Source organism: Paenibacillus ihumii (assembly GCF_001403875.1).
GTDB classification, from domain to species: domain Bacteria; phylum Bacillota; class Bacilli; order Paenibacillales; family Paenibacillaceae; genus Fontibacillus; species Fontibacillus ihumii.
Genome location: NZ_LN884296.1, coordinates 135,004 through 155,705 on the forward strand (window position 1 = coordinate 135,004; position 20,702 = coordinate 155,705).

Genomic DNA, 20,702 nt, shown 5'->3' on the forward strand with positions numbered 1-20,702 from the left:
TTGGATTTATGGCTTGGAGAGGTACCCAAGTGGCTATAAGGGGACCCTCTGCTAAGGGGTTAGACTGCGTAAGCGGTGCGAGGGTTCGAATCCCTCCCTCTCCGCCATTTGTACAAGCATATATGTTTGGCGGCGTAGCTCAGCTGGCTAGAGCGTACGGTTCATACCCGTGAGGTCGGGGGTTCGATCCCCTCCGCCGCTACCATAATTATTCGGAGGCTTAGCTCAGCTGGGAGAGCATCTGCCTTACAAGCAGAGGGTCAGCGGTTCGATCCCGTTAGCCTCCACCATGTTTTATTTTGCCTGCGCCGGTGTAGCTCAATTGGTAGAGCAACTGACTTGTAATCAGTAGGTTGGGGGTTCAAGTCCTCTCGCCGGCACCATGTTTTTCTTGGAGCTGTTATTGCGGAGCCGTGGTGTAGAGGCCTAACATGCCTGCCTGTCACGCAGGAGACCGCGGGTTCGAATCCCGTCGGCTCCGCCATCACTTCTTTGAATTAGGGTGAGAACCCGTCAAGGGTTCGTCGAAGCATTAGCTTATTAGCATAGAAGGATGAAGTCCGTCAGGGCTCGCACTTCTGTCATAGTGTTTCCACAAAAGTGGGAAAGTTATAAACTTAACCGCTTTATTTTTTTGACCAAATTTCATATGGCTCGGTAGCTCAGTCGGTAGAGCAGAGGACTGAAAATCCTCGTGTCGGCGGTTCGATTCCGTCCCGAGCCACTTTGATGCTTTCAGGCCAGTCCTGAACGTCATAAACTTGGAGGCTTAGCGAAGTGGCCAAACGCAGCAGACTGTAAATCTGTTCTCGTACGAGTTCGGTGGTTCGAATCCATCAGCCTCCACCAGTAAGAGCCATTAGCTCAGTTGGTAGAGCACCTGACTTTTAATCAGGGTGTCGAAGGTTCGAGTCCTTCATGGCTCATCTCAAAGGTCGTCAATCTTGGATTGACGGCCTTTTTGTTGTTGGGCTGGATTTTGAGCGGAGCAAATTTTATTTTATTCCAGAGGACATGTTACAATGTTGACTATAGTCAATAAAAAACGGGTTTTCCGGAAAGGCAATAAATTATGGAAATCAACTTACTTAAGAAGCAGCTGGAACTCATTATTAAGGCTCCCGTCCAATTGATGAGCATGGAATTGCAGGAATGGGAGACTTTGGCGAGATATAAACAACACAGTGATGCATTTGCGGCACGCTCGGTAGTACTGAAGGATCGTTCACTCTGGTTATGCGGAATCCAGGAGCATATGGTGCAAGTGCTTCAAGCGGATACGTCCAGTCTGGCGGAGTCGGAAGTGGAGCTGATTGAGCTTTTGATGGCAGCTGTGCATGGAGAAGTCCGGCTGCCGGCGGCAGCGGCTAAGAAGGATGACGAGCATCTCAGCCGCCTATTGGGCGCCTGGATTCAGGAACAGCTGGAGCAGGAAGAATATAAGGCAGCCATCCCGGAATCGGTAATGCTAAAGACGAAGATGAACGGGGTAATGCTCCCGTTTCTGCTGAGCTGGGAGAATCATCCGGCTATGGATATATCGTATGCCAAGCTAAGCAAGCTGCTCCGCAGTTATTTTGGCGGAGACGTTGTACTGCTGCCGCTAAAGGAAGAATGGTATGTGCTTGTCGGTGAGAAATTGCTGGCTGATCTCCAGGATGAGAACGATGAAAGTCTGGACACGGAGAGAGATATGCTGGGCGCTCTGAGTCAGGGCATGTATGAGCTGGTGACGAACGAATGGGTCGGTGGAGGATTTCATCTGGCGGTGGGCGATCCGATCGCTCCGGAGCAGGCCTTGGTGTCGACGGCCCTGCTGCTGCGCGAGACGCTTATCCTGGGACGGATATTCCATGTCGCGGAGCAAATTCATTTGTCTTGGGAGCTGCGCCTTGAACGCCTCCTATACAGCATACCTGATGCCCAGCGGCAAAGATTCATCGAAGATATCGGCAATCAGGTTCGCCTGCTTCAGGACGAAGAGACGCTGACGACGCTGGATACTTTTTTTCAATTGGACTGTAATGTGAGCGAGACGGCAAAGCGTCTCTATATTCATCGGAATACGCTGCTGTACCGGCTGGACAAGTTCAAGCAGGAGACTGGGCTGGATGTCCGCAGCTTCCATGATGCCGTTGTAGTCAAGCTGGGGATGCTATTGTATAAAGTGACAAATCGGGAATAGGTTTTTTGTGCACTTTGTGGATAGCGTTATATTGCCCTGGTAGGTTAATATGAAGATACGAAATGAATCCGATTACATTTGGATGAAATCTTTCATATTATTTTAATTCTAGGAGGCAGAACTCATGGCAGGCGTACGCTTAGAACACATTTATAAAAAATATCCAGGTGCTGACAAAGCAACCGTTGTCGACGTTAACCTAGACATTGCAGATAAAGAATTCCTCGTATTGGTTGGACCATCCGGTTGCGGTAAATCCACAACACTTCGTATGATTGCTGGTCTTGAAGAGATTACTGAAGGTAAACTGTACATTGGCGACCGCGTCGTTAACGACGTAGCTCCTAAAGATCGCGACATTGCGATGGTTTTCCAATCCTACGCTTTGTATCCGCATATGAACGTGTACCAGAACATGGCATTCGGTCTGAAGCTGCGTAAAGTGAAAAAAGAAGAAATCGACCAACGCGTACGCGAGGCAGCAAGAATTCTCGACATCGAGCATTTGCTTGATCGCAAGCCGAAGGCGCTTTCCGGTGGTCAGCGTCAACGGGTTGCCTTGGGACGCGCGATTGTCCGCGATCCACAAGTCTTCCTCATGGACGAACCGCTTTCCAACTTGGATGCTAAACTTCGCGGTCAAATGCGTGCGGAAATTACCAAGCTCGTTAAACGCCTTGAAACTACATGTATCTATGTAACGCATGACCAAACCGAGGCTATGACGATGGGTGACCGTATCGTCGTTATGCAGGATGGTATCATTCAACAAGCTGCTTCTCCAGAAGAGCTGTACAACCAACCTACGAATATCTTTGTTGCCGGATTTATCGGTTCTCCTACAATGAACTTCATTAACGGTAAAATTGTAGAGCAAAACGGATCCGTATACTTCCAATCCGATGCGCTTAAAGTTGAAGTACCTCAAGGTAAAGCTGTTACTCTGAAGGAAAAAGGCTACGTAGGCGGCAAGGAAGTTATCATGGGCGTACGTCCTGAAGATATTCATGAGGAGCCTATCTTCCTAGAAGGATCCCCGAATACTGTCTTCACGGCTAGCGTAGAAGTCACAGAGAACCTTGGTCACGAAATGCTCTTGTACTTGAGCAGCAACTCCCCGCTGATCGCTCGCGTTGACGGACGTTCCAATACGCGTGAAGGTGATAACGTGAAGCTTGCTATCGATATGAACAAAATTCATATTTTCGATAAAGAAACTGAGAAGAACGTATTCTTCAGCTAATTTCTAATCCGATCATTAAACCGCCCTACGGGGCGGTTTTTTGCTTTATAGAGCGCCGACAATTGATTTACGTCGTATTTTCCTTTACGATGAATACAATGAAATGAATGTAGTTGCCGCTGAATTTAATTTACATATTCGCAGGGCGCTATCCGTTTTATATCTGGTTTTGGCTAGCGGCCTGGAGAAGGAGAACATCATGGCTAAAAAAGTGAAAGTATCAGAATTGGTCAACCAGTTCGGACTTGAGGTTATCTCGGGAGAACAAGGGTTGAAACGGGTAATCACGGTCGATGATTTATATCGTCCCGGCCTGGAGATGGCCGGTTATTTCGAGTACCATCCGCCAGAGCGGGTACAGATTCTAGGGAAGACGGAGCTGGCTTTCTTCGAGATGCTGCCCGCGGAAGACCGGCGTGTTCGCATGGAACGCCTCTGCGCGAGCGATGAGACGCCTTGCATCATCGTGACGAGATCCTGGGAGGTGCCGCAGGAGCTGACAGAGATTAGCGCGATTAAGAATATCCCAGTCCTGCGAAGCAGCATGGCTACAACGATTCTATCCAGCCGGATTACGAGCTTCCTGGAGAAGAAGCTTGCCCCGACAGCAACGATTCACGGCGTTCTAGTCGATGTCTATGGAGTGGGCATGCTTATTACGGGCTCCAGCGGCATAGGCAAAAGCGAGACTGCGCTGGAATTGGTTAAGCGCGGCCACCGCCTGATTGCTGACGATGCCGTGGAAATCCGTCAGACCTCCGATTTTCAGCTTCATGGAACCGCGCCTGAGCTGATCCGGCACTTGCTTGAAATTCGGGGCGTCGGCATCATTAATGTCATGACACTGTTCGGAGCGGGAGCCATCCGCAACAATAAGCGGATCTCCCTTGTGGTCAGACTCGAAGCCTGGCAGCAGGAGAAGCAGTATGACAGGCTCGGGCTCGATGAGGAAACTACGCGGATTATTGATACGGATGTACCGCTGGCTACGATTCCGGTCCGGCCTGGACGGAACCTGGCCGTTATTATCGAAGTGGCAGCCATGAATTTCCGCCTGAAGCGGATGGGATATAACGCGGCATTGCAGTTTACAACAAAGCTCACCGAGACGATTGCCGAAGATATGGACGATTTGGACTAGGAGCGTGAATGATGAGCACTTTGTTATTGGATCCGATTGCTTTTTCTATCGGGAGTATCGCCGTACGCTGGTACGGGTTAATTCTGGGAACCGGCGCATTGGTCGGCCTGCTTCTGGCTATTCGAGAGGGGAAGCGCTTCGGGATTCCTCAAGAATTTTTCATGGATCTGCTGCTGCTGGGGGTTCCATCCGCCATTATCGGCGCCAGAATTTACTTTGTCGCTTTTACATGGGAACAGTACAAGGATAACTTCTGGGATGTATTTAAGATCTGGGAAGGCGGCATAGCTATATACGGAGCTTTGATCGGCGCCATTATATGTGCCGTGATTATGGTGCGCAGACGCGGCTACAGCTTCTGGCGCATTGCGGATATTTGTGCGCCTTCTCTGATCGCCGGCCAAATGATCGGCCGATGGGGGAACTTCGTGAACCAGGAAGCCTACGGCGGACCAACGACGGAAGCCTTTTTGAGAGATTATCTGCATTTGCCGTCTTTCATCGTTAATCAGATGAATGTGGAGGGCGTGTTCCATCATCCGACGTTTCTCTACGAATCGCTATGGAATCTAGTCGGCCTGCTGCTGTTGTTCGTGATTCGAAGACAGAAATTCCTGCGGGCAGGAGAACTGTTCTTCTCTTACTTCATCTGGTATTCCATCGGCCGCTTCTTTATCGAAGCGCTGCGCACGGACAGCTTGGCGTTTAAGGGGCCTGAGTGGCTGGTATCTTTTGTAGACGGGCTGTGGTCCCCGATGATCTGGCTTGGATTTGAGCACGGACATTTGGATCCGAATTACGGGAATGTTCGTATATCTCAGCTATTGGCATTGCTTATTATCGTTGTTGCTATCATTTTTATCTTCGTTCGGCGCAGAACGATACCTGATTTGCCGAGGTACAGCGATCCGATCGTTTCTACCAAACAGCAGGGCTTGGACAATGTCTCCAACGCAAGCAGCGCGCCACTAAGCAAGAAGGTTCTGGACGCTAATGAGGCGAACGGCAGCGATGCTCCTGCGGCAGAAGATGAGGAACAGAAAAAGGAGTAGCTTGACTTGAATATTGACACAGTGTTATTCGATTTGGACGGAACGATTGTCGATACCAATGAATTGATTATTGCATCATTCCAGCACGTATTGGACAAGCATAAGCAGCCGCGTACCCGGGAACAGATCATCCCTTATATGGGGATGACGCTAGAGCAGCAGTTTCAGGCTTTCTCGGGCTGGGAGAATGTTGCGGAACTCGTTACCGATTACCGCTCTTTTAATACGATGCACCATGATACGATGGTTAAAGGATTTCCGCATGTGGACGAGGTGATCTCCACTTTGAAGGACAGGGGGATCAAACTGGGAATCGTTACGACCAAAATCAAGCCTTCGACAATGCGTGTATTGGAGCTCTTTGGGCTGCTGAAATACATGGACACGATCGTTACGGTTCAGGATGTTACGCATCCTAAGCCGCATCCAGAGCCGGTGCTGACGGCAATGAGGCAGCTAAATGCCGATCCGAAGCGTACCTTGATGGTAGGAGACAGTCCAGCGGACATTAAGTCGGCCCAGGCTGCCGGGGCGCTCTCCGCAGCAGTGGCCTGGTCCCTTAAAGGGGCGGCGGAGCTGAAGAAATACAATCCGGATTATATTTTGGAGGACATGCTTGATTTGTACGGAATACTAGGATGGGAGCTGCCTGAACGGTGAGAAAGGTGCGGCGTTATCCCGTTGAAGGAACGAATGCCCTGTGGCAGCTGTACCGGACGGTAAGTCCGTGGAAGGGTGTTAAAAATTTCATTTTCATTCAATTGGCCAGGTATTGTCCGGTGCTGCCGCTAAAAAACTGGATTTATCGCCGCATTCTCGGCATGAAGGTTGGTGAGCATACCGCCTTTGGCCTTATGGTGATGGTTGACGTCTTCTTTCCCGAGCTGATTACAATAGGTCGAAATTCCGTGATTGGCTACAATACAACGATTCTAGCTCATGAATACTTGATTAAGGAATACCGTCTGGGCGAGGTTCGCATCGGGGATGAGGTCATGATTGGCGCAAACACGACGATCCTTCCCGGAGTTACAATTGGAGACGGGGCGGTCGTCGCTGCCGGATCGGTTGTGCATAAAGACGTGGCTCCCGGGGCATTCGTGGGCGGCAATCCGCTTCGTGTCATTGAGCGTAAATCGCCGGAACAAACAGACCCTGAGGCTGAAAAAGTAAATGAACCCTAAAGGAGGATCGCCGAAAGGCGATCCTTATTTGTTAGCGGCGCAGCAATTTTTTAAAAAGGGCTTAAGGCTGCTTGATAGGATTGCTTCCCGAGAGAAGCGGAATTTCAAAAGGCTGGTTGATGTCTGTTCCGGGATAGGACAGAAGCTTAAAGGTTAGGGGCTGGGTATATTCACCTGGCTTTATTTTATAATGAACCGTTTGGATTGGATCTTCGTCGGTTCGGTAACTGGACCGTCCCGTCATTAGGGTATGCTTCTTCCCGTCTCCATCTGTGAATTCCTCAGCTAAGTCGAAGTATAGAGCTCTACGGTTGGAAGCGTGATCCATCTCAAAGTAGATGTCTATAAATTCTTCACTTGGAACCACGCGGCTAAGCCGAAGGGAATCATCCGGAGCAGAGATGATTTGCTGTTTCTCCGTATCCAGTACAAGTTCTAAATTCTCCCCTAGCGCCTCCTCCATTCCTGATACACCAAAGGATAGGCCCTGCCACTTGGCATAATACAGGCTGTCAAATTGGATAAGAAGTTTATTCGGCCCGATTCCGGCACTCATCATCGACATTTGCATGGGAAGGGAGCTTCTTGAGCCTTTTTGGGTTATCCATAACACAGGATCAATCAGGTTTTGATATAAATTCTCCTTGTGGGATTCAATTTGGACATAGACCCTTGTAGTCAATGGATTCAAGATAGCGTCTGTTACAGTAAATGTGTATGGTCCAACCGTTGCCGAACGGTTAACCTCGATTCTGCGCTCCAACCCGGCATATTTGCTGGGATCCAGCCGGATAGGGAACTCCATGAGCTCATGAGCTTCATCCGACAGCTGCGAATGGCCCCATTTTGCGGAGAAATTGAAATGAGCAGGCACATTATTTTTTGGAAAAGAAAGCGTGAATTTATCATGCTGCACGTTAGATGGAGTGCCTGGCTTAGCTTCAGAAGATGGATAATCGACCATAGCGCCTAGGCCATTCCCTTGGACGTCCAGAAACTTGGCGTCCCGAGGAGAAATGGGGACATTGCCCGGCAAGTTAACCGATGTAAAGAATACAATCACCTCGGTACGATCAGCAATAACCCCGTTAATCGTAACCTGGTAACCGCCCCGCGTGATGGTTTCATTTATAGGCTGGTATAGACCATGGTTGGCTGCATCCTTAAGCTTGGGCGTCATGCTATTGTACACGAAACTTGGGATATCCGAGCGGGACGCATAAAAAGCAGTATGACCTAAGTTGTCCGATGTCCACATCTGCCAGCCGCCGAACAGCAAGAGGCAGCAGGCGAGCAGCGCGCCAGCAAGCTTCCAAGGGAAATGATGAGCGAGGCGTTTATAGCGGGAATGGCCCGACGTTATTCCGGCAAGCAGCGCATGCTCTAATTTCTCTTCCTGGATTTGTTTGGCGGCAGCATCGTGGGATTTATAATATTCCGTTAGCAGTTCTTCCTCTCGATGAAAATCAAGCTTCCCCGGCATATCCTTCGCCTCCCTTTCTGATATGTTCCCGTATTTGCTTTAATCCTTGATGCAGCCAAGTCTTCACCGTGCCTTCCGGCCGCTGGAGGATCCGTGAGATTTCGGTCAAGGTCATATCCTGATAATACTTAAGCATCAATACGTCGCGATATTTAGGCTTTAAGAGATCCAATGCTCGTTCCAGATCTAATTTGTGAATACTGATCATTTCAATTTTCGGCTGTGAGGTCTCGCTATAATGAGGCAAAGTTTTTTTGCGGTACTTTAGCTCGTCATGGCAGCAGTTAATCAGAATGCGGATGAGCCAAGGCACAAAGGCATCAGGATCCCGCAGTTTCCGGCATTTGATCCAGGCGCGGCAGACTGCTTCTTGAACTGCCTCCAAGGCATCGGCCTCATTTTTTAAGTAGCTGTGGGCAATGCCGAATAACTTTCTTTTCTGGGACGATACCAGCTTGTAGAAGGCATCCTCATCTCCTCGGCATGCGGCTGCCGCCCATTCTCTTTCCTGCACTTTCTGGCTCCTTTCTGCGTCGGTTACTCAAATGCTGCTATGTATGATGAGAAAAATGTTGAGATTAGCTATAAATAATTACACTTTATATGTTAAGACGCTATAGGGCGCTAAACGGTTTTATGAATTCCTGCCAATTCTCCGGTGATATGTTAAAGTGGTATAAGATGGGGCTTTGGCTTCCAAATGCAGCCATTTCTCGCCCGTTGACGATTCAGAAGCAAGTATGATAAAATATGCCATACCCTTTAATTTGGTAGTATGGTAGCACTTTAATATAGTAAAGTAATTTGAAATATAGTTAATCTGCTGAGAGGTGAAAGTCTTGTCTAAACCGAAAGGATTCGAGAAGCCCGCTGGCGTGCGCGATTATTTGCCTTTTGCAGCGGAGAAGCTGCGGGCTATTGAGCGCAGTGTGCTGGATTGCATGTCCAGCTGGGGATATCGTCAAATTATGACGCCAACGTTGGAATACTATGATACGGTCGGCGTAGCAAGCTCAACGTCCGATCAGAAGCTGTTCAAGCTGCTTAATAGCCGGGGGACGACAATGGTGCTTCGTTCAGACATGCCTGCTCCGATCGCGCGGGTCGTCTCCTCATTGCTGAGGGAGGAGCCTCTGCCGCTGAGATTATCCTATCATGCGAATGTATTCCGGGCGATCGAAGAGGAAGCGGGCAAGGAAGCGGAATTCTTCCAGACCGGCGTCGAGCTGGTCGGGGACGACTCCCCGGAGGCCGATGCCGAGGTGGTGGCTTTGGCTGTAGCCTCGCTGCAGGCGGCTGGCGTAACGACCTTTAAGATCGCTCTAGGTCATGTTGGCTTTCTGAACGGCTTGCTTGAAGACGCCATTCCCGATCGGGAGGAAGCCAGGGAGAGCTTGAAGGAGCTGCTGATGCACCGGGATTACGTAGGCTACCGCGAGACATTGGCGAAGCTGTCCTTGACCGAAGAGCAGAGAAATGAACTGGAGGGCGTTCTTAAGCTGCGTGGAGGCAAGGAAGTGTGCCATCAGGCGCTAGAACTCAGCAGCAATGCCCTGGCGCAGGCCTCGATAGAGCATCTGGGACAAGTGTGGGATGCGTTAGAGGATTATGGCGTAGCTCAGCATGTAATGATCGACCTGACGATGATCGGCGATTTCTCGTATTACACGGGGATGACCTTTGAAGGATATGCGGCTGAGCTGGGCTTCCCGGTATGCAGCGGAGGGCGCTACGACAATTTACTCCAGCAATTTGGCCGCCCGGCCCCGGCAACGGGGTTCTCCTTGAAGACCAATCGGATTCTGGATGGCGTGGATGGCATTCAGGTTGCGCGGGAATTGCCGATATTGCTGCAGTATGATGCAGCGAATCGCAAGCAGGCCTTCGCCGAGGCAGCCCGCCTTCGGACAGAGGGGCGAAGCGTAGTGATGAAGCATATCGACAGGCCGGAGGATGTAATGTCCGCGGAGGCGGCCAGGAATATGCGCAGCGGCCCGTTAGGGCCGGCTTATGGCGAGGTTCGCAGCTTCGTCGGATTCTGACTTACATAAGTTAAGAAGGGAGGGCCTTTAGTTTTGGGAGAAATTATTAAGGTTGCAATGCCCAAAGGGCGTATATATAAACAGGCGGCGGAATTGTTCCGCGAAGCGGGATTATTTATTCCCGGCGATGTGGATGAGTCCCGCAAGCTGGTCATTCCTCTGCCGGAAATCGGCATGGAGTTCATTATGGCCAAGCCGGTAGACGTGCCGACTTATGTGGAGTACGGGGTAGCGGATATCGGCATCGTTGGCAAGGACGTGCTGATGGAGGAGAACCGGGATGTGTACGAGCTGCTCGATTTGGGCATCGCCCGCTGCCGGATGTCCGTTATTGGACTGCCGGAATGGAAGCCGGGCATTCACCAGCGCGTAGCGACCAAGTACCCGAATGTTGCTTCGCAATATTTTCGGGAGCAGGGCCAGCAGGTTGAGGTGATCAAGCTGAACGGCTCCATTGAGCTGGCGCCGCTGATCGGCCTGGCAGACCGTATCGTCGATATGGTGGAAACGGGCCGGACGTTAAAGGAAAACGGCCTTGTGGAGATGGAGAGCATCTTTGAAATCACGAGCCGCCTGGTAGCGAACCGGGTCAGCTATCGCATGAAGAACAGCGAGATCCAGGCCGTGTGCGACGCTCTGAACCGGGTCATTCCAGGTACGGGAGTCAAGGGCTAACAGCGGGAAGTGGAAGCCGGGCCGGTAAGAGCAAGAGGGACTGGGACTCCAGAAAGACTCGAGAAAGGGTCAAGAGAGGTCAGGAAGAGACCAAAGAGAGAGTCAAAAGAGGCTCATTAGAGGCTCATTAGAGGCTCAATAGAGGCTCAAGAGAGAGTTAAGAGTTAGCAATAGTAAGGAAACAGTAAGCAAGTATGCATATATGGGGTAAGTCCAGAAAGCATCAAATAATAGCACCAAATAACGGAAATTAAGGATGGAATTCAAGGAAGATGGAACATAGCCAGTGATAGGGGGCAAACAGGGATGAGAATCGTATCGGCGGGACAGTTTCAGCTGAAGCGGGAGGTGGACTACGGTTCGCCGGAACAGAATGCAATCGTCAAGACGATCGTAAACGCTGTGAAAAATGAAGGGGACGCTGCGCTTTTGCGCTATACGGAGCAGCTCGACGGCATGAAGCTGCTGCCGGAAACGCTGCGGGTAACGAAGGAGGAAATGCGGGCTGCCTACAATCAAGTCGAGTCCTCCTTCGTAGCGGCGATATCGGCCGCAGCCGCGAATATTCGCGCTTACCACGCCAGGCAGAAGCGCAATTCCTGGATGGATTTGCAGCCTGACGGCAGTATGCTTGGACAGGTCATTCGCCCGCTTAAGCGGGTTGGCGTATATGTACCCGGCGGTAAGGCTTCTTATCCCTCCTCGGTGCTGATGAATGTCATTCCCGCCCAAGTGGCGGGCGTGCCGGAGATCGTCATGGTGACTCCGCCTGCAACGAGCGGTAAGGCCGGGATCGACCCGTATATTCTGGTAGCTGCTGCGGAAGCCGGGGTGAATGAAATCTACCGGGTCGGCGGAGCGCAGGCCATCGCTGCCCTAGCTTATGGCACGGAGAGCATTGCGCCTGTCGATAAAATCTGCGGGCCAGGCAACATCTACGTGGCCTTAGCGAAGCGGGAGGTTTATGGCGCGGTCGATATCGACAGCATCGCAGGCCCGAGCGAAATCGCTGTGCTGGCTGATGACAGCGCTGATCCGGCCTACGTGGCTGCCGATCTGCTCTCGCAGGCCGAGCATGATGAAATGGCGTCAGCCGTCCTCGTTACGACCTCGGAGTCCTTCGCCAAAGCATGTCAGGCAGAGGTACAGCGCCAGTTGGCGGAGCTGCCCCGCCGGGACATTGCGGCGGCTTCGATCGAGAAATACGGCGTCATTCTTCTGGTTGATTCGATTGAAGAAGGAATCGGCGTGATCAATCAGCTGGCGCCGGAGCATTTCGAGCTGATGGTGGAGGAACCGATGGCTTATCTCGGTTTGGTTGAGAATGCGGGCGCTATTTTCCTCGGTCCTTACAGCTCGGAGCCGGTGGGGGATTATTTTGCCGGGCCAAACCATATTATTCCGACCAATGGAACAGCGCGTTATTCCTCGCCGGTTGATGTGGATGATTTCATCAAGAAATCGAGCTTGATTTATTATAGTAAGGAAGCGCTGTTGAAGAACGGCGAGACGATTATGGAGCTGGCGCGCCGCGAGGGTCTTGAGGGACATGCGCGGGCGATCGAAATAAGGATGCGTAAAGAAGGAAAGGCAGGGAATGTAGATGACAACCAATCATGAAGAGACAAGAGTGCGGAGCGCAAGCGTGAGCCGCAGGACGAATGAGACGGATATTAAATTGAGCTTCTCCGTCGACGGCAGCGGGCAATCTAACCTGCAGACCGATGTGCCGTTTCTGGATCATATGCTGGACCTGTTTACGAAGCATGGCCACTTTGATCTAACAGTGGAGGCTCACGGGGACATCGAAATCGATGATCACCATACCGTCGAGGATATCGGCATTTGCTTGGGACAGTGCTTGCGGGAGGCGCTGGGAGATAAAAGGGGCATCAAGCGCTATGCGAGCGTCTTCGTACCGATGGATGAGGCTCTTGCCCAAGTGGTGATCGATTGCAGCAACCGGCCGCATTTCGAATACCGCGCCGAATATCCATCCAACCGGGTGGGCAGCTTCGATGTCGAGCTGGTGCATGAATTTTTGTGGAAGCTGGCTTTGGAGGCCCGAATTACGCTGCATGTCATCGTTCATTACGGGCAGAACACACACCATATGATCGAAGCCGTGTTCAAGGCACTCGGGCGTGCCATCGATGAAGCTACAAGCATTGATCCGCGCATTAGCGGCGTTCCGTCAACGAAGGGAGTGCTCTAACTTTGGCCATTGCCATCGTTGATTACGGAATGGGCAATTTGCACAGCGTCAGCAAGGCCGTCGAGCGCCTCGGCTATGAGGGGCACGTCACAAGCGACGCCTCGGCCATTCTCGGTGCCGACGGCGTGCTGCTGCCAGGCGTGGGCGCCTTTGGCGACGCCATGACGCATCTGCGCGGCACCGGAAAGGAAAGGAGAAAGAGGGAGAGGAAAAGAGAAGGAAGAGGGAAAAGGGAAGGAAAAAAAAAGGGGGGGGAGAGGAAAAAAAAGGAAGAAGAGAGGGGGGAAAGAAGGGGGGAGAGAAGGAAAAGGAGAAAAAAAGAAAAGAGGGAGGGGGAAAGAAGGGGGGAAAAGAAAAAAGGGAAGAAGAGGGAGAGGAGGGGAAGGAAAGGAGAAAGGGAGAGGAGAAAAAGAGAGAGGTGGAGAAGAGAAAGGCATCTGCCTCGGCATGCAGCTGCTCTTCGGCGAGAGCGAAGAGCATGGCCGTAACGAGGGCCTCGGCATTCTGCCGGGCAGGGCGGTGCGCTTTGCAGGCGGCGGGTACAAGGTGCCGCACATGGGCTGGAACCGGCTGTCGTTCCTGCAGCCGGAGAGCCCGCTGCTTGCGGGGCTGGAGGAGGGACATGTCTACTTCGTCCACTCCTACCACGTCGAGCCGCAAGCGAAGAGCGATCTGATCGCCGTGACCGACTACGGTCATCCGGTGACGGCGATCGTGGGCCGTGACAACGTATACGGCATGCAGTTCCATCCTGAGAAGAGCGGGGAGCTGGGCATGGCGCTGCTGCGGAATTTCCTGGCCCTGGCGCAGGCCCAAGGGAAAGCTTAGGCATGCGCGGCGCTGAGGGGTACAGGGCTGCCATTCTAACCGGCTAGATTGACTTAATAGCAAGTGATGTCGTGAAATCACCTTTAATGCAAAGGAAAAGTATAGAGCGGAGGAACGTAGTCTATGTCTTCATTCATTATCTACCCGGCGATTGATATCCGGGGAGGCAAATGCGTCCGCCTGGTTCAGGGCGATTATGGACGAGAAACCGTATATAATGACAATCCGGTGGAGGTCGCCAAGTCATGGGAAGCGCAGGGCGGCACGTTCATCCACCTTGTCGATCTGGACGGAGCGAAGGCCGGCCAGCCTGTAAACGATGAGCTGATCGGGCAAATCGCCCGCAGCGTACAGGTCCCGGTGCAGGTCGGCGGCGGTCTGCGTACGCTGGATGACGTAAAGCGCCTGCTGTCGCTGGGCGTGAGCCGGGTCATTCTCGGAACGGCCGCGATCGAGGATCGCCAGTTCACAGAATCGGTGCTTGGCACCTACGGCGATAAAGTCGCTATCGGCATCGATGCGCGCAACGGCTTCGTAGCGACGCGCGGCTGGCTGGAGACCTCGGAGGTTCAGGCGGAGGTGCTGGCGAAGGAGCTGGCTGCCAAGGGGGCAGAGACCTTTATTTTCACGGACATTTCCCGCGACGGAATGATGCAGGGGCCAAATGTGGATGCCATAGTTGCACTGGCCAAGGCTTCGGGACGCACGGTTATCGCCTCGGGCGGCGTAACGGTTCAGGATGACCTGCTCCAGCTTGCGGCACATGCCCGGGAGGGCGTAGGCGGCGCGATCGTCGGCAAGGCGCTGTACACCGGCAGCATCGATCTGGCTGCGGCAATTAAGGCGATCCAAGGCTAGAGCTAGACGGTTAGGATCAAGATCAAGGGGCCTCAAAGGGGCGCTTGAAGCAAAGTGCGGCAGCTTAAGGCCGCAGGAAACTATTCTAGGAAGGAATGATCCATCATGCTCGCAAAACGAATTATTCCCTGCCTTGATGTCAAAGACGGGCGGGTCGTGAAAGGCGTAAATTTTGTGAATCTGCGGGATGCGGGGGATCCGGTTGAGCTCGCAGCTCTGTATGACCGGGAAGGCGCGGATGAGCTCGTCTTCTTGGACATCTCCGCTTCGAACGAAGGGCGAGCGACGATGGTCGAGGTCGTGAAGCAGACAGCCGGCGAGATTTCCATTCCGTTCACCGTAGGCGGTGGCATCTCCCAGGTGGAGGATATGAAGCGGATTCTGCGGGCGGGTGCGGACAAGATCGGCATCAACACTGCAGCCGTGCTGAATCCCGACCTGATCTCCGATGGAGCGAAGCGCTTCGGCTCTCAGTGCATCGTTGTTGCGATCGACGCGAAATATAACGAGGAGCTGAAGGATTGGGAAGTGTATACCCACGGCGGACGAAAAGGGACGGGAATGAACGCGGTCCAGTGGGCCCAAGAGGCCGAGTCTAGAGGCGCGGGGGAAATTCTGCTGACGAGCATGGACGCTGACGGGACCAAGGATGGCTTCGATATCTCTTTGACGAAGGCGATTAGCCGTACCGTGGGTATTCCGGTCATTGCTTCCGGCGGTGCGGGCAAAGTGTCCCATTTTTATGACGTGTTCACCGAAGGAGAGGCGGATGCTGCCTTGGCAGCAACGATTTTTCATTATAAAGAAATTGCGATTCCGGATTTGAAAAAGGATCTGATATCCAGAGGAGTGAAAATACGATGAGTCAGCAACTTAAGCAGCAGCTTCCCTTGGATCAGCTGGAAGAGACTATTCAGTGGGACGATAGCGGCCTTGTCCCGGCCATTGTGCAGGACGCAGCCTCGAAGGATGTGCTGATGCTCGCCTACATGAACCGGGAATCTCTGAAGAAGTCGCTGGAGACCGGGCAGACCTGGTTCTGGAGCCGCTCGCGCTCCGAGCTGTGGAACAAGGGTGCCACCTCCGGCAACACGCAGCGCATCTTGTCGCTTCGCTATGACTGCGACGGCGACACCTTGCTCGTGGAGGTTCATCGCCAGGGCCCGGCCTGCCATACCGGAGAAGACAGCTGCTTCTACCGCACAGCAGCCACGGCTGAAGATCAGGCTGCAGGGGCAGGCGCTGCGGAGCGTAGTACGGCAAGCGGCCGGTTTGCCGTTCTGGCCGAGCTGGAGCAGTTGATTGCTGAGCGGCATAAGGAGCGCCCAGAAGGAGCGTATACGACTTATCTTTTCGATAAAGGGATCGATAAGATCCTAAAAAAGGTCGGCGAGGAAACTGCGGAATCAATCATCGCTGCCAAAAACGGTGACAACGACGAGCTCCGCTATGAGGTCAGCGATTTAATTTATCACTTGCTCGTGCTGCTGCGCGAACGGAATCTGCCGCTGGACGACATTATGCGGGAGCTGGAGCGGCGCCATGAGCGCCCGCGCCGGGACTGACCGAAGACATATCCATATAGATGGAAGAAGAGGACTTGAACGCTTGACGTGGATGTACCATGGCTTATGCGGAGTAATGCGGGATAAGCTATAAATATTTGATATATTTAATGCGGACAAGCAATTGATAAGGATTCAATTAAGCGGGACAAGCTGTAGATATAATTTATTGATAAAGAGTCGCGTGTCAAGAAATTGGAGCGAGGGATCATAAATGGCAATGAAGAGGAATTATTGGATCGATTATCATACGCATCATGCCCGCTGCGGCCATGCCGTAGGCAGCCTTGAGGAATACGTTGTCCGCGGCATCGAGATCGGGTTGTCCGAAATCGGCGTGTCCGATCATATGCCGCTCTTGCATGTGAATCCGGAAACCTATTACCCCGAGATGGCGATGGCGATGGACGAGCTGCCGCGCTATGTGGAGGAAGCCTTCGCCCTGAAGGAGAAGTACCGCGGCCGGATTGACGTGAAGGTTGGCCTTGAAGGCGACTATATTGAGGGCTGGGAAGCAGAGATCGAGAAGATCATTCAGGCCTATCCTTGGGATTATGTCATCGGGTCCGTACATTTTCTAGGGGAGTGGGATATTTCTGATTACCGTCAGGTACATAACTGGGACGGCCAGGATATCTTTGCCGTGTATGAGCGTTATTATAGAGCCATAGGCCAAGCCGCCAAGACGGGCTTCTATGACATCATCGGGCATTTCGATGTCATTAAGCGTTTTGGCCACGCTCCGGGGCCGGAGCGGGGAGAGGAGACACGGGCTTTGGAGCAGGCAGCCCTGGCGGCTATTGCCGAATCGGGGATAGCGATGGAGCTGAATGCTTCGGGACTGTCCAAGCCGTGCGCCGAGATGTTCCCGGCGACTCACATTCTGGAAGCGGCCATTCAGCTGGGAATACCGCTGACCGTAGGCTCCGATGCCCATAATCCGCTAAAGCTGAGCGAGCATTTGGATACTGCCCGGGCTGCTCTGTACGGGCTAGGTGTCCGGGAGCTCGCGACGTTCACGAAGCGGCAGCGCAGAATGATTCCACTGGAGCAGGATTAGAATTCTGGAAGCTCCCACATAATCGACTACTACAATAATGATCCAGGAGGCAGTTATGGAATCCAGGCTGAGAATATTTGCGGGTTCATCGAATCCAAGATTGACGGCGGAGATATGCGCGCGGCTCGGGGTTGAGCCGGGTAAGGTCAAGCTGTCCCGATTCAAAAGCGGAGAGATCTATGTGCATTACGAAGAGAGCATCCGCAATTCCGATGTGTTTCTGGTGCAGTCCCTCTCCCATCCGATCAATGAGCTGTTCGTCGAGCTGCTGGTGATGATCGACGCAGCCAAGCGAGCCTCCGCGCGAACGGTCAACGTCATCATGCCGTATTACGGCTATGCGCGGCAGGAACGGAAATCGGCTCCGCGGGAACCGATCTCCGCGAAGCTGCTGGCCGATGTGCTAACTACGGCAGGGGCAAGCCGGGTTGCGACGATCGACCTGCATGCGCCTGCCATTCAAGGATTCTTTAACATTCCTGTCGATCATCTGACCGCGCTTGATTTGATGACTGAATATTTGAAGGCGCAGAACATTCCGAATCCGGTCGTCGTGTCTCCCGATGCCGGGCGGGCTTCGATGGCCGAGAAGCTGGCCAGCGGGCTGGATTCTCCCTTCGCGATTATGATCAAGAAGCGGCCGGCCCATAACGAGTCGGTGATCACGCATGTCATCGGCGATGTCGCGGGGTTCACACCGATCATCATCGAGGACTTAATCGATACCGGAACCACCATCGTCAACGTGGTGGAAGGGCTGAAGGAGAGGGGCGCCAATGACGCCTATGTCTGCGCAACGCATGGCCTGTTCTCGGATCGGGCGGTCGAGCGCCTCCGCCATAAGAACATCCGTGAGGTTATCGTGACGGATTCGATCGAGCTGCCGGAGCCGCCGCCGGACCATTTCAAGGTGCTGTCCGTAGCGCCGATGCTGTCCAGGGCTATCCAGTTTATTATGGAGGGCGGTTCGATTGCTGCTTTATTTCGGGATCGGGGGATTTAGAACGCGGGTGATATGGGCTGTGACTGCCATACATAAAGAGCCGGAGGTCTTCTATGAACGAGAGGGCTTCCGGCTTTTTCTTGATTTTAACGCTTGCGGGGCTTGCCGCCTAAAATGAGCCAGACCACTAAACCGGCAATTAATGCTAGGGGTAATAGAATAATCAATAAGCTCAGAATAATATTCTCCCATATAATGGTCACCATTCCACTCCCTTTGTAAAATTCTGTATCTCTATTATTGTTTATTATACTTCGGAACAAGTAGTTCTTTTCCTCTAAATTCAGTAGTTCATCCGTATTTTACCTTCCTGTTTTTCCGTGGGAGGAGCGCTTCCTCTATGGTATACTGTGTTGAGAGATAGGGATAGAAGGAGGTGCCTTGAGTGAAGAAGAACAGAATCCGAATGGAGGACATGCCGGCGAATGTGCTGCGGCTGTCTATGGATGCGAACTTTTTCTTTGAGAGAGCTGTCTATTCGCTGGACCGCAATCGCTATGACAAGGCATTGAAATACTTTCGTAAAGCGGTGGAATATGAGCCGGGGAACCCGGTCAATCATTGCAATATGGCGGGCATTCTGTCTGAAATGGGCGACTATGAGGCATCCAATGCTGTGTTGTCCGCCATTTTACAGGACATTGATCCGTCCATGACGGAATGTTATTTCTATATGGCTAATAATTATGCGAATATGGAGCAGTTTGAAGCAGCGGAAGAAGCATTAATTATGTATTTGCAGGAGGACGCGGGCGGGCAGTTTCTGGCCGAGGCGGAAGAGATGATGGAGCTGCTGCAATATGAGCTGGGGCGTCCGGCACAATTAAAAAGCATCAAAGCGCGCGAAGGCATGATCGAGCATGAATTGGCCCGCGAGTGGCTTGAGGAGGGGAAATTCGCCCAGGCTGTGAAGCAGCTGGAGGAGATTGTGGCGAAGGACCCGGATTTCCTGGCAGCTCGCAACAATTTGGCCTTAGGATACTATTACCTGGGTCTGTTCCCGCAGGCGATGGAGGCCATCGAGGAGGTGCTGAAGCGGGATGCCGGCAATTTGCATGGCTTGTGCAATCTGGCGATATTCCTGCAGAGGGAAGGAAATACAGCCGCATTGGACAAGCTGCGGGGTTTGCTGCGGATCGTTGTGCCTTTTCACCAGGAGCATTTGTTCAAGCTGGCGACGACGATGGGGATTCTCGGGGAGCACGCAACAGCTTATGTTCACTTCAGGCGGCTGCTTCAGGATCATGAAGTGAATCGAGACCCTGTCTTATATCACTATGCTGCAGCGGCAGCCTATAATTCCGGGAGATATCCGGCGGCGCGAGCGCTCTGGCAGCAGCTGGTCAAGCTGGATCCTGGCTCGGATATCGCCTCTTTTTATTTGAACAGAATGGATGATGCTGGACGGCAAGGCGAGTATCCTTCGATTAACTATCATTATAACCTTCCTTTTGAAGAGCAGCTGAAGCATCCGGAGAAATGGAAGAATGGCTTTCCTCCGGAAATCCGGGACAATCCTCTCATTCGCTCTTCCTTCTTCTGGGCGCTGCGCCACGGAGATTCCCGTACGAAGCTGCAAGTTATTCAAGCCCTTGGTCTGATCGCCGATCAGGAGGTCGAGGAGGCGCTGCTGGCCTTCCTGCTCGTTCCGGAGGAGGACGAGTACTTGAAGGACATAGCTGTCTTAGTGCTGCGATCCCTTGGCGTTAAAGGCCCTGTGCCTGTTCGAAAGGGCGGGGCGACGATCATGGTCGATCCCGGCAAGATCGGCTCCGGCTTACCGGTATGGCGAAGCGAATGGCAGGCGGTCGTCGATTTGGCCGTCAAGCGCATAGGGAAGACCACAGATTTACGGCTGAGGCATAATATTGAAACGCTATGGGTAGATTTTCTAACCCGCCTATATCCGGACATTCCGGCGATGGCCCATATTGAAGGCTGGGCAGCGGCGCTCGATTACTTGACGGCGAAGATGCACCGTAAATCGCTAACCTATGAAGAGGTGGCGAAGCGTTACGGGATTTCTCCGTCGACGGCAAGCCGTTACGCCCGGCGGATGAGCCAGGTATGCAACGTCCAGGGCAGGGACGATACCTTCCTCTTTGTGCAATAAAAGCATGCGGATGGCGGCAGATTGCCGGGGGAAGGGTAAAGCAGGCCTCTCTTGG

General features: G+C 52.6%; 18 protein-coding genes, 8 tRNA genes and 2 pseudogenes. 26 read left to right on the forward strand and 2 right to left on the reverse strand.

The annotated features are described in order from the left end of the window. The first annotated feature begins 15 nt into the window (after positions 1–15). The 14 genes from BN2762_RS02515 to BN2762_RS02580 all read left to right on the forward strand — a co-directional run bounded on the left by BN2762_RS02515 (position 16) and on the right by BN2762_RS02580 (position 6,805). Positions 16–107: transfer RNA gene (locus tag BN2762_RS02515), tRNA-Ser, on the forward strand. 21 nt (positions 108–128) lie between these two features. Then, positions 129–205, forward strand: a tRNA-Met gene (locus BN2762_RS02520). Positions 206–214: 9 nt separating this feature from the next. Then, positions 215–290: transfer RNA gene (locus BN2762_RS02525), tRNA-Val, on the forward strand. A gap of 17 nt (positions 291–307) precedes the next feature. After that, positions 308–383: transfer RNA gene (locus BN2762_RS02530), tRNA-Thr, on the forward strand. 24 nt (positions 384–407) lie between these two features. Next, positions 408–484 (forward strand) — tRNA-Asp (locus BN2762_RS02535). Between the two features lie 167 nt (positions 485–651). After that, a tRNA-Phe gene (locus tag BN2762_RS02540) sits at positions 652–724 on the forward strand. Positions 725–763: 39 nt separating this feature from the next. Beyond that, positions 764–849: transfer RNA gene (locus tag BN2762_RS02545), tRNA-Tyr, on the forward strand. A gap of 4 nt (positions 850–853) precedes the next feature. Then, positions 854–926: transfer RNA gene (locus BN2762_RS02550), tRNA-Lys, on the forward strand. Positions 927–1,072: 146 nt separating this feature from the next. Beyond that, positions 1,073–2,185: a PucR family transcriptional regulator gene (locus tag BN2762_RS02555; RefSeq protein ID WP_055105466.1), complete on the forward strand. Its 1,113-nt coding sequence runs from the start codon at positions 1,073–1,075 to the stop codon at positions 2,183–2,185. Between the two features lie 124 nt (positions 2,186–2,309). Next, positions 2,310–3,428 (forward strand): ABC transporter ATP-binding protein, encoded by a 1,119-nt coding sequence (locus BN2762_RS02560; protein WP_055105467.1) that lies wholly within the window; start codon positions 2,310–2,312, stop codon positions 3,426–3,428. Positions 3,429–3,627: 199 nt separating this feature from the next. Next, entirely contained in the window at positions 3,628–4,569 is a 942-nt protein-coding gene (hprK, locus tag BN2762_RS02565; RefSeq protein ID WP_055105523.1) for an HPr(Ser) kinase/phosphatase, read from the forward strand. 11 nt (positions 4,570–4,580) lie between these two features. Beyond that, on the forward strand, positions 4,581–5,621 hold the full coding sequence (gene lgt / locus BN2762_RS02570; RefSeq protein WP_055105468.1) for a prolipoprotein diacylglyceryl transferase: 1,041 nt from the start codon (positions 4,581–4,583) through the stop codon (positions 5,619–5,621). A 6-nt stretch (positions 5,622–5,627) separates the two neighbouring features. Continuing rightward, positions 5,628–6,281 carry a pyrophosphatase PpaX gene (ppaX, locus tag BN2762_RS02575; protein WP_055105469.1) on the forward strand — a complete coding sequence of 218 codons (654 nt, stop codon included), beginning with the start codon at positions 5,628–5,630 and terminating at the stop codon, positions 6,279–6,281. Continuing rightward, entirely contained in the window at positions 6,278–6,805 is a 528-nt protein-coding gene (locus BN2762_RS02580; RefSeq protein WP_055105470.1) for an acyltransferase, read from the forward strand. Before ppaX ends, BN2762_RS02580 begins: the two co-directional genes overlap by 4 nt. A gap of 61 nt (positions 6,806–6,866) precedes the next feature. Here BN2762_RS02580 and BN2762_RS02585 read toward each other — a convergent pair whose 3' ends face one another. Then, positions 6,867–8,288 (reverse strand): DUF4179 domain-containing protein, encoded by a 1,422-nt coding sequence (locus BN2762_RS02585; protein ID WP_055105471.1) that lies wholly within the window; start codon positions 8,286–8,288, stop codon positions 6,867–6,869. Next, entirely contained in the window at positions 8,272–8,802 is a 531-nt protein-coding gene (locus BN2762_RS02590) for a sigma-70 family RNA polymerase sigma factor (protein ID WP_055105472.1), read from the reverse strand. Before BN2762_RS02590 ends, BN2762_RS02585 begins: the two co-directional genes overlap by 17 nt. Before the next feature lie 325 nt (positions 8,803–9,127). Here BN2762_RS02590 and BN2762_RS02595 point away from each other — a divergent pair, with 325 nt between their 5' ends. From BN2762_RS02595 to BN2762_RS02650, 12 genes and pseudogenes are all read left to right on the forward strand, one after another. Next, positions 9,128–10,330, forward strand: coding sequence for an ATP phosphoribosyltransferase regulatory subunit (locus BN2762_RS02595; RefSeq protein ID WP_055105473.1), 1,203 nt, complete (start codon positions 9,128–9,130; stop codon positions 10,328–10,330). Between the two features lie 33 nt (positions 10,331–10,363). Beyond that, a complete protein-coding gene (gene hisG / locus BN2762_RS02600) occupies positions 10,364–11,005 on the forward strand; it encodes an ATP phosphoribosyltransferase (protein ID WP_055105474.1) in 642 nt (213 codons plus the stop codon). Between the two features lie 306 nt (positions 11,006–11,311). Beyond that, positions 11,312–12,625: a histidinol dehydrogenase gene (gene hisD, locus BN2762_RS02605; RefSeq protein ID WP_055105475.1), complete on the forward strand. Its 1,314-nt coding sequence runs from the start codon at positions 11,312–11,314 to the stop codon at positions 12,623–12,625. After that, positions 12,609–13,220, forward strand: a complete 612-nt coding sequence (hisB, locus tag BN2762_RS02610; RefSeq protein ID WP_055105476.1) for an imidazoleglycerol-phosphate dehydratase HisB — start codon at positions 12,609–12,611, stop codon at positions 13,218–13,220. Before hisD ends, hisB begins: the two co-directional genes overlap by 17 nt. 2 nt (positions 13,221–13,222) lie before the next feature. Then, positions 13,223–13,430: pseudogene (gene hisH, locus BN2762_RS28285) on the forward strand (imidazole glycerol phosphate synthase subunit HisH); the annotation flags it as partial. A 222-nt stretch (positions 13,431–13,652) separates the two neighbouring features. Further along, positions 13,653–14,048: pseudogene (gene hisH / locus BN2762_RS02620) on the forward strand (imidazole glycerol phosphate synthase subunit HisH); the annotation flags it as partial. 123 nt (positions 14,049–14,171) lie between these two features. Next, complete coding sequence (gene hisA / locus BN2762_RS02625; protein WP_055105477.1) at positions 14,172–14,906, forward strand: 1-(5-phosphoribosyl)-5-[(5-phosphoribosylamino)methylideneamino]imidazole-4-carboxamide isomerase; 735 nt, start codon at positions 14,172–14,174, stop codon at positions 14,904–14,906. 105 nt (positions 14,907–15,011) lie between these two features. Continuing rightward, on the forward strand, positions 15,012–15,770 hold the full coding sequence (gene hisF, locus BN2762_RS02630; RefSeq protein WP_055105478.1) for an imidazole glycerol phosphate synthase subunit HisF: 759 nt from the start codon (positions 15,012–15,014) through the stop codon (positions 15,768–15,770). Further along, entirely contained in the window at positions 15,767–16,471 is a 705-nt protein-coding gene (gene hisIE / locus BN2762_RS02635) for a bifunctional phosphoribosyl-AMP cyclohydrolase/phosphoribosyl-ATP diphosphatase HisIE (RefSeq protein WP_055105479.1), read from the forward strand. Before hisF ends, hisIE begins: the two co-directional genes overlap by 4 nt. 214 nt (positions 16,472–16,685) lie before the next feature. Further along, complete coding sequence (hisJ, locus tag BN2762_RS02640) at positions 16,686–17,531, forward strand: histidinol-phosphatase HisJ (RefSeq protein ID WP_083484741.1); 846 nt, start codon at positions 16,686–16,688, stop codon at positions 17,529–17,531. Between the two features lie 55 nt (positions 17,532–17,586). Beyond that, positions 17,587–18,534, forward strand: coding sequence for a ribose-phosphate diphosphokinase (locus tag BN2762_RS02645; protein WP_055105480.1), 948 nt, complete (start codon positions 17,587–17,589; stop codon positions 18,532–18,534). A gap of 385 nt (positions 18,535–18,919) precedes the next feature. Continuing rightward, complete coding sequence (locus BN2762_RS02650) at positions 18,920–20,647, forward strand: tetratricopeptide repeat protein (protein ID WP_392391554.1); 1,728 nt, start codon at positions 18,920–18,922, stop codon at positions 20,645–20,647. Positions 20,648–20,702 lie beyond the last annotated feature (55 nt).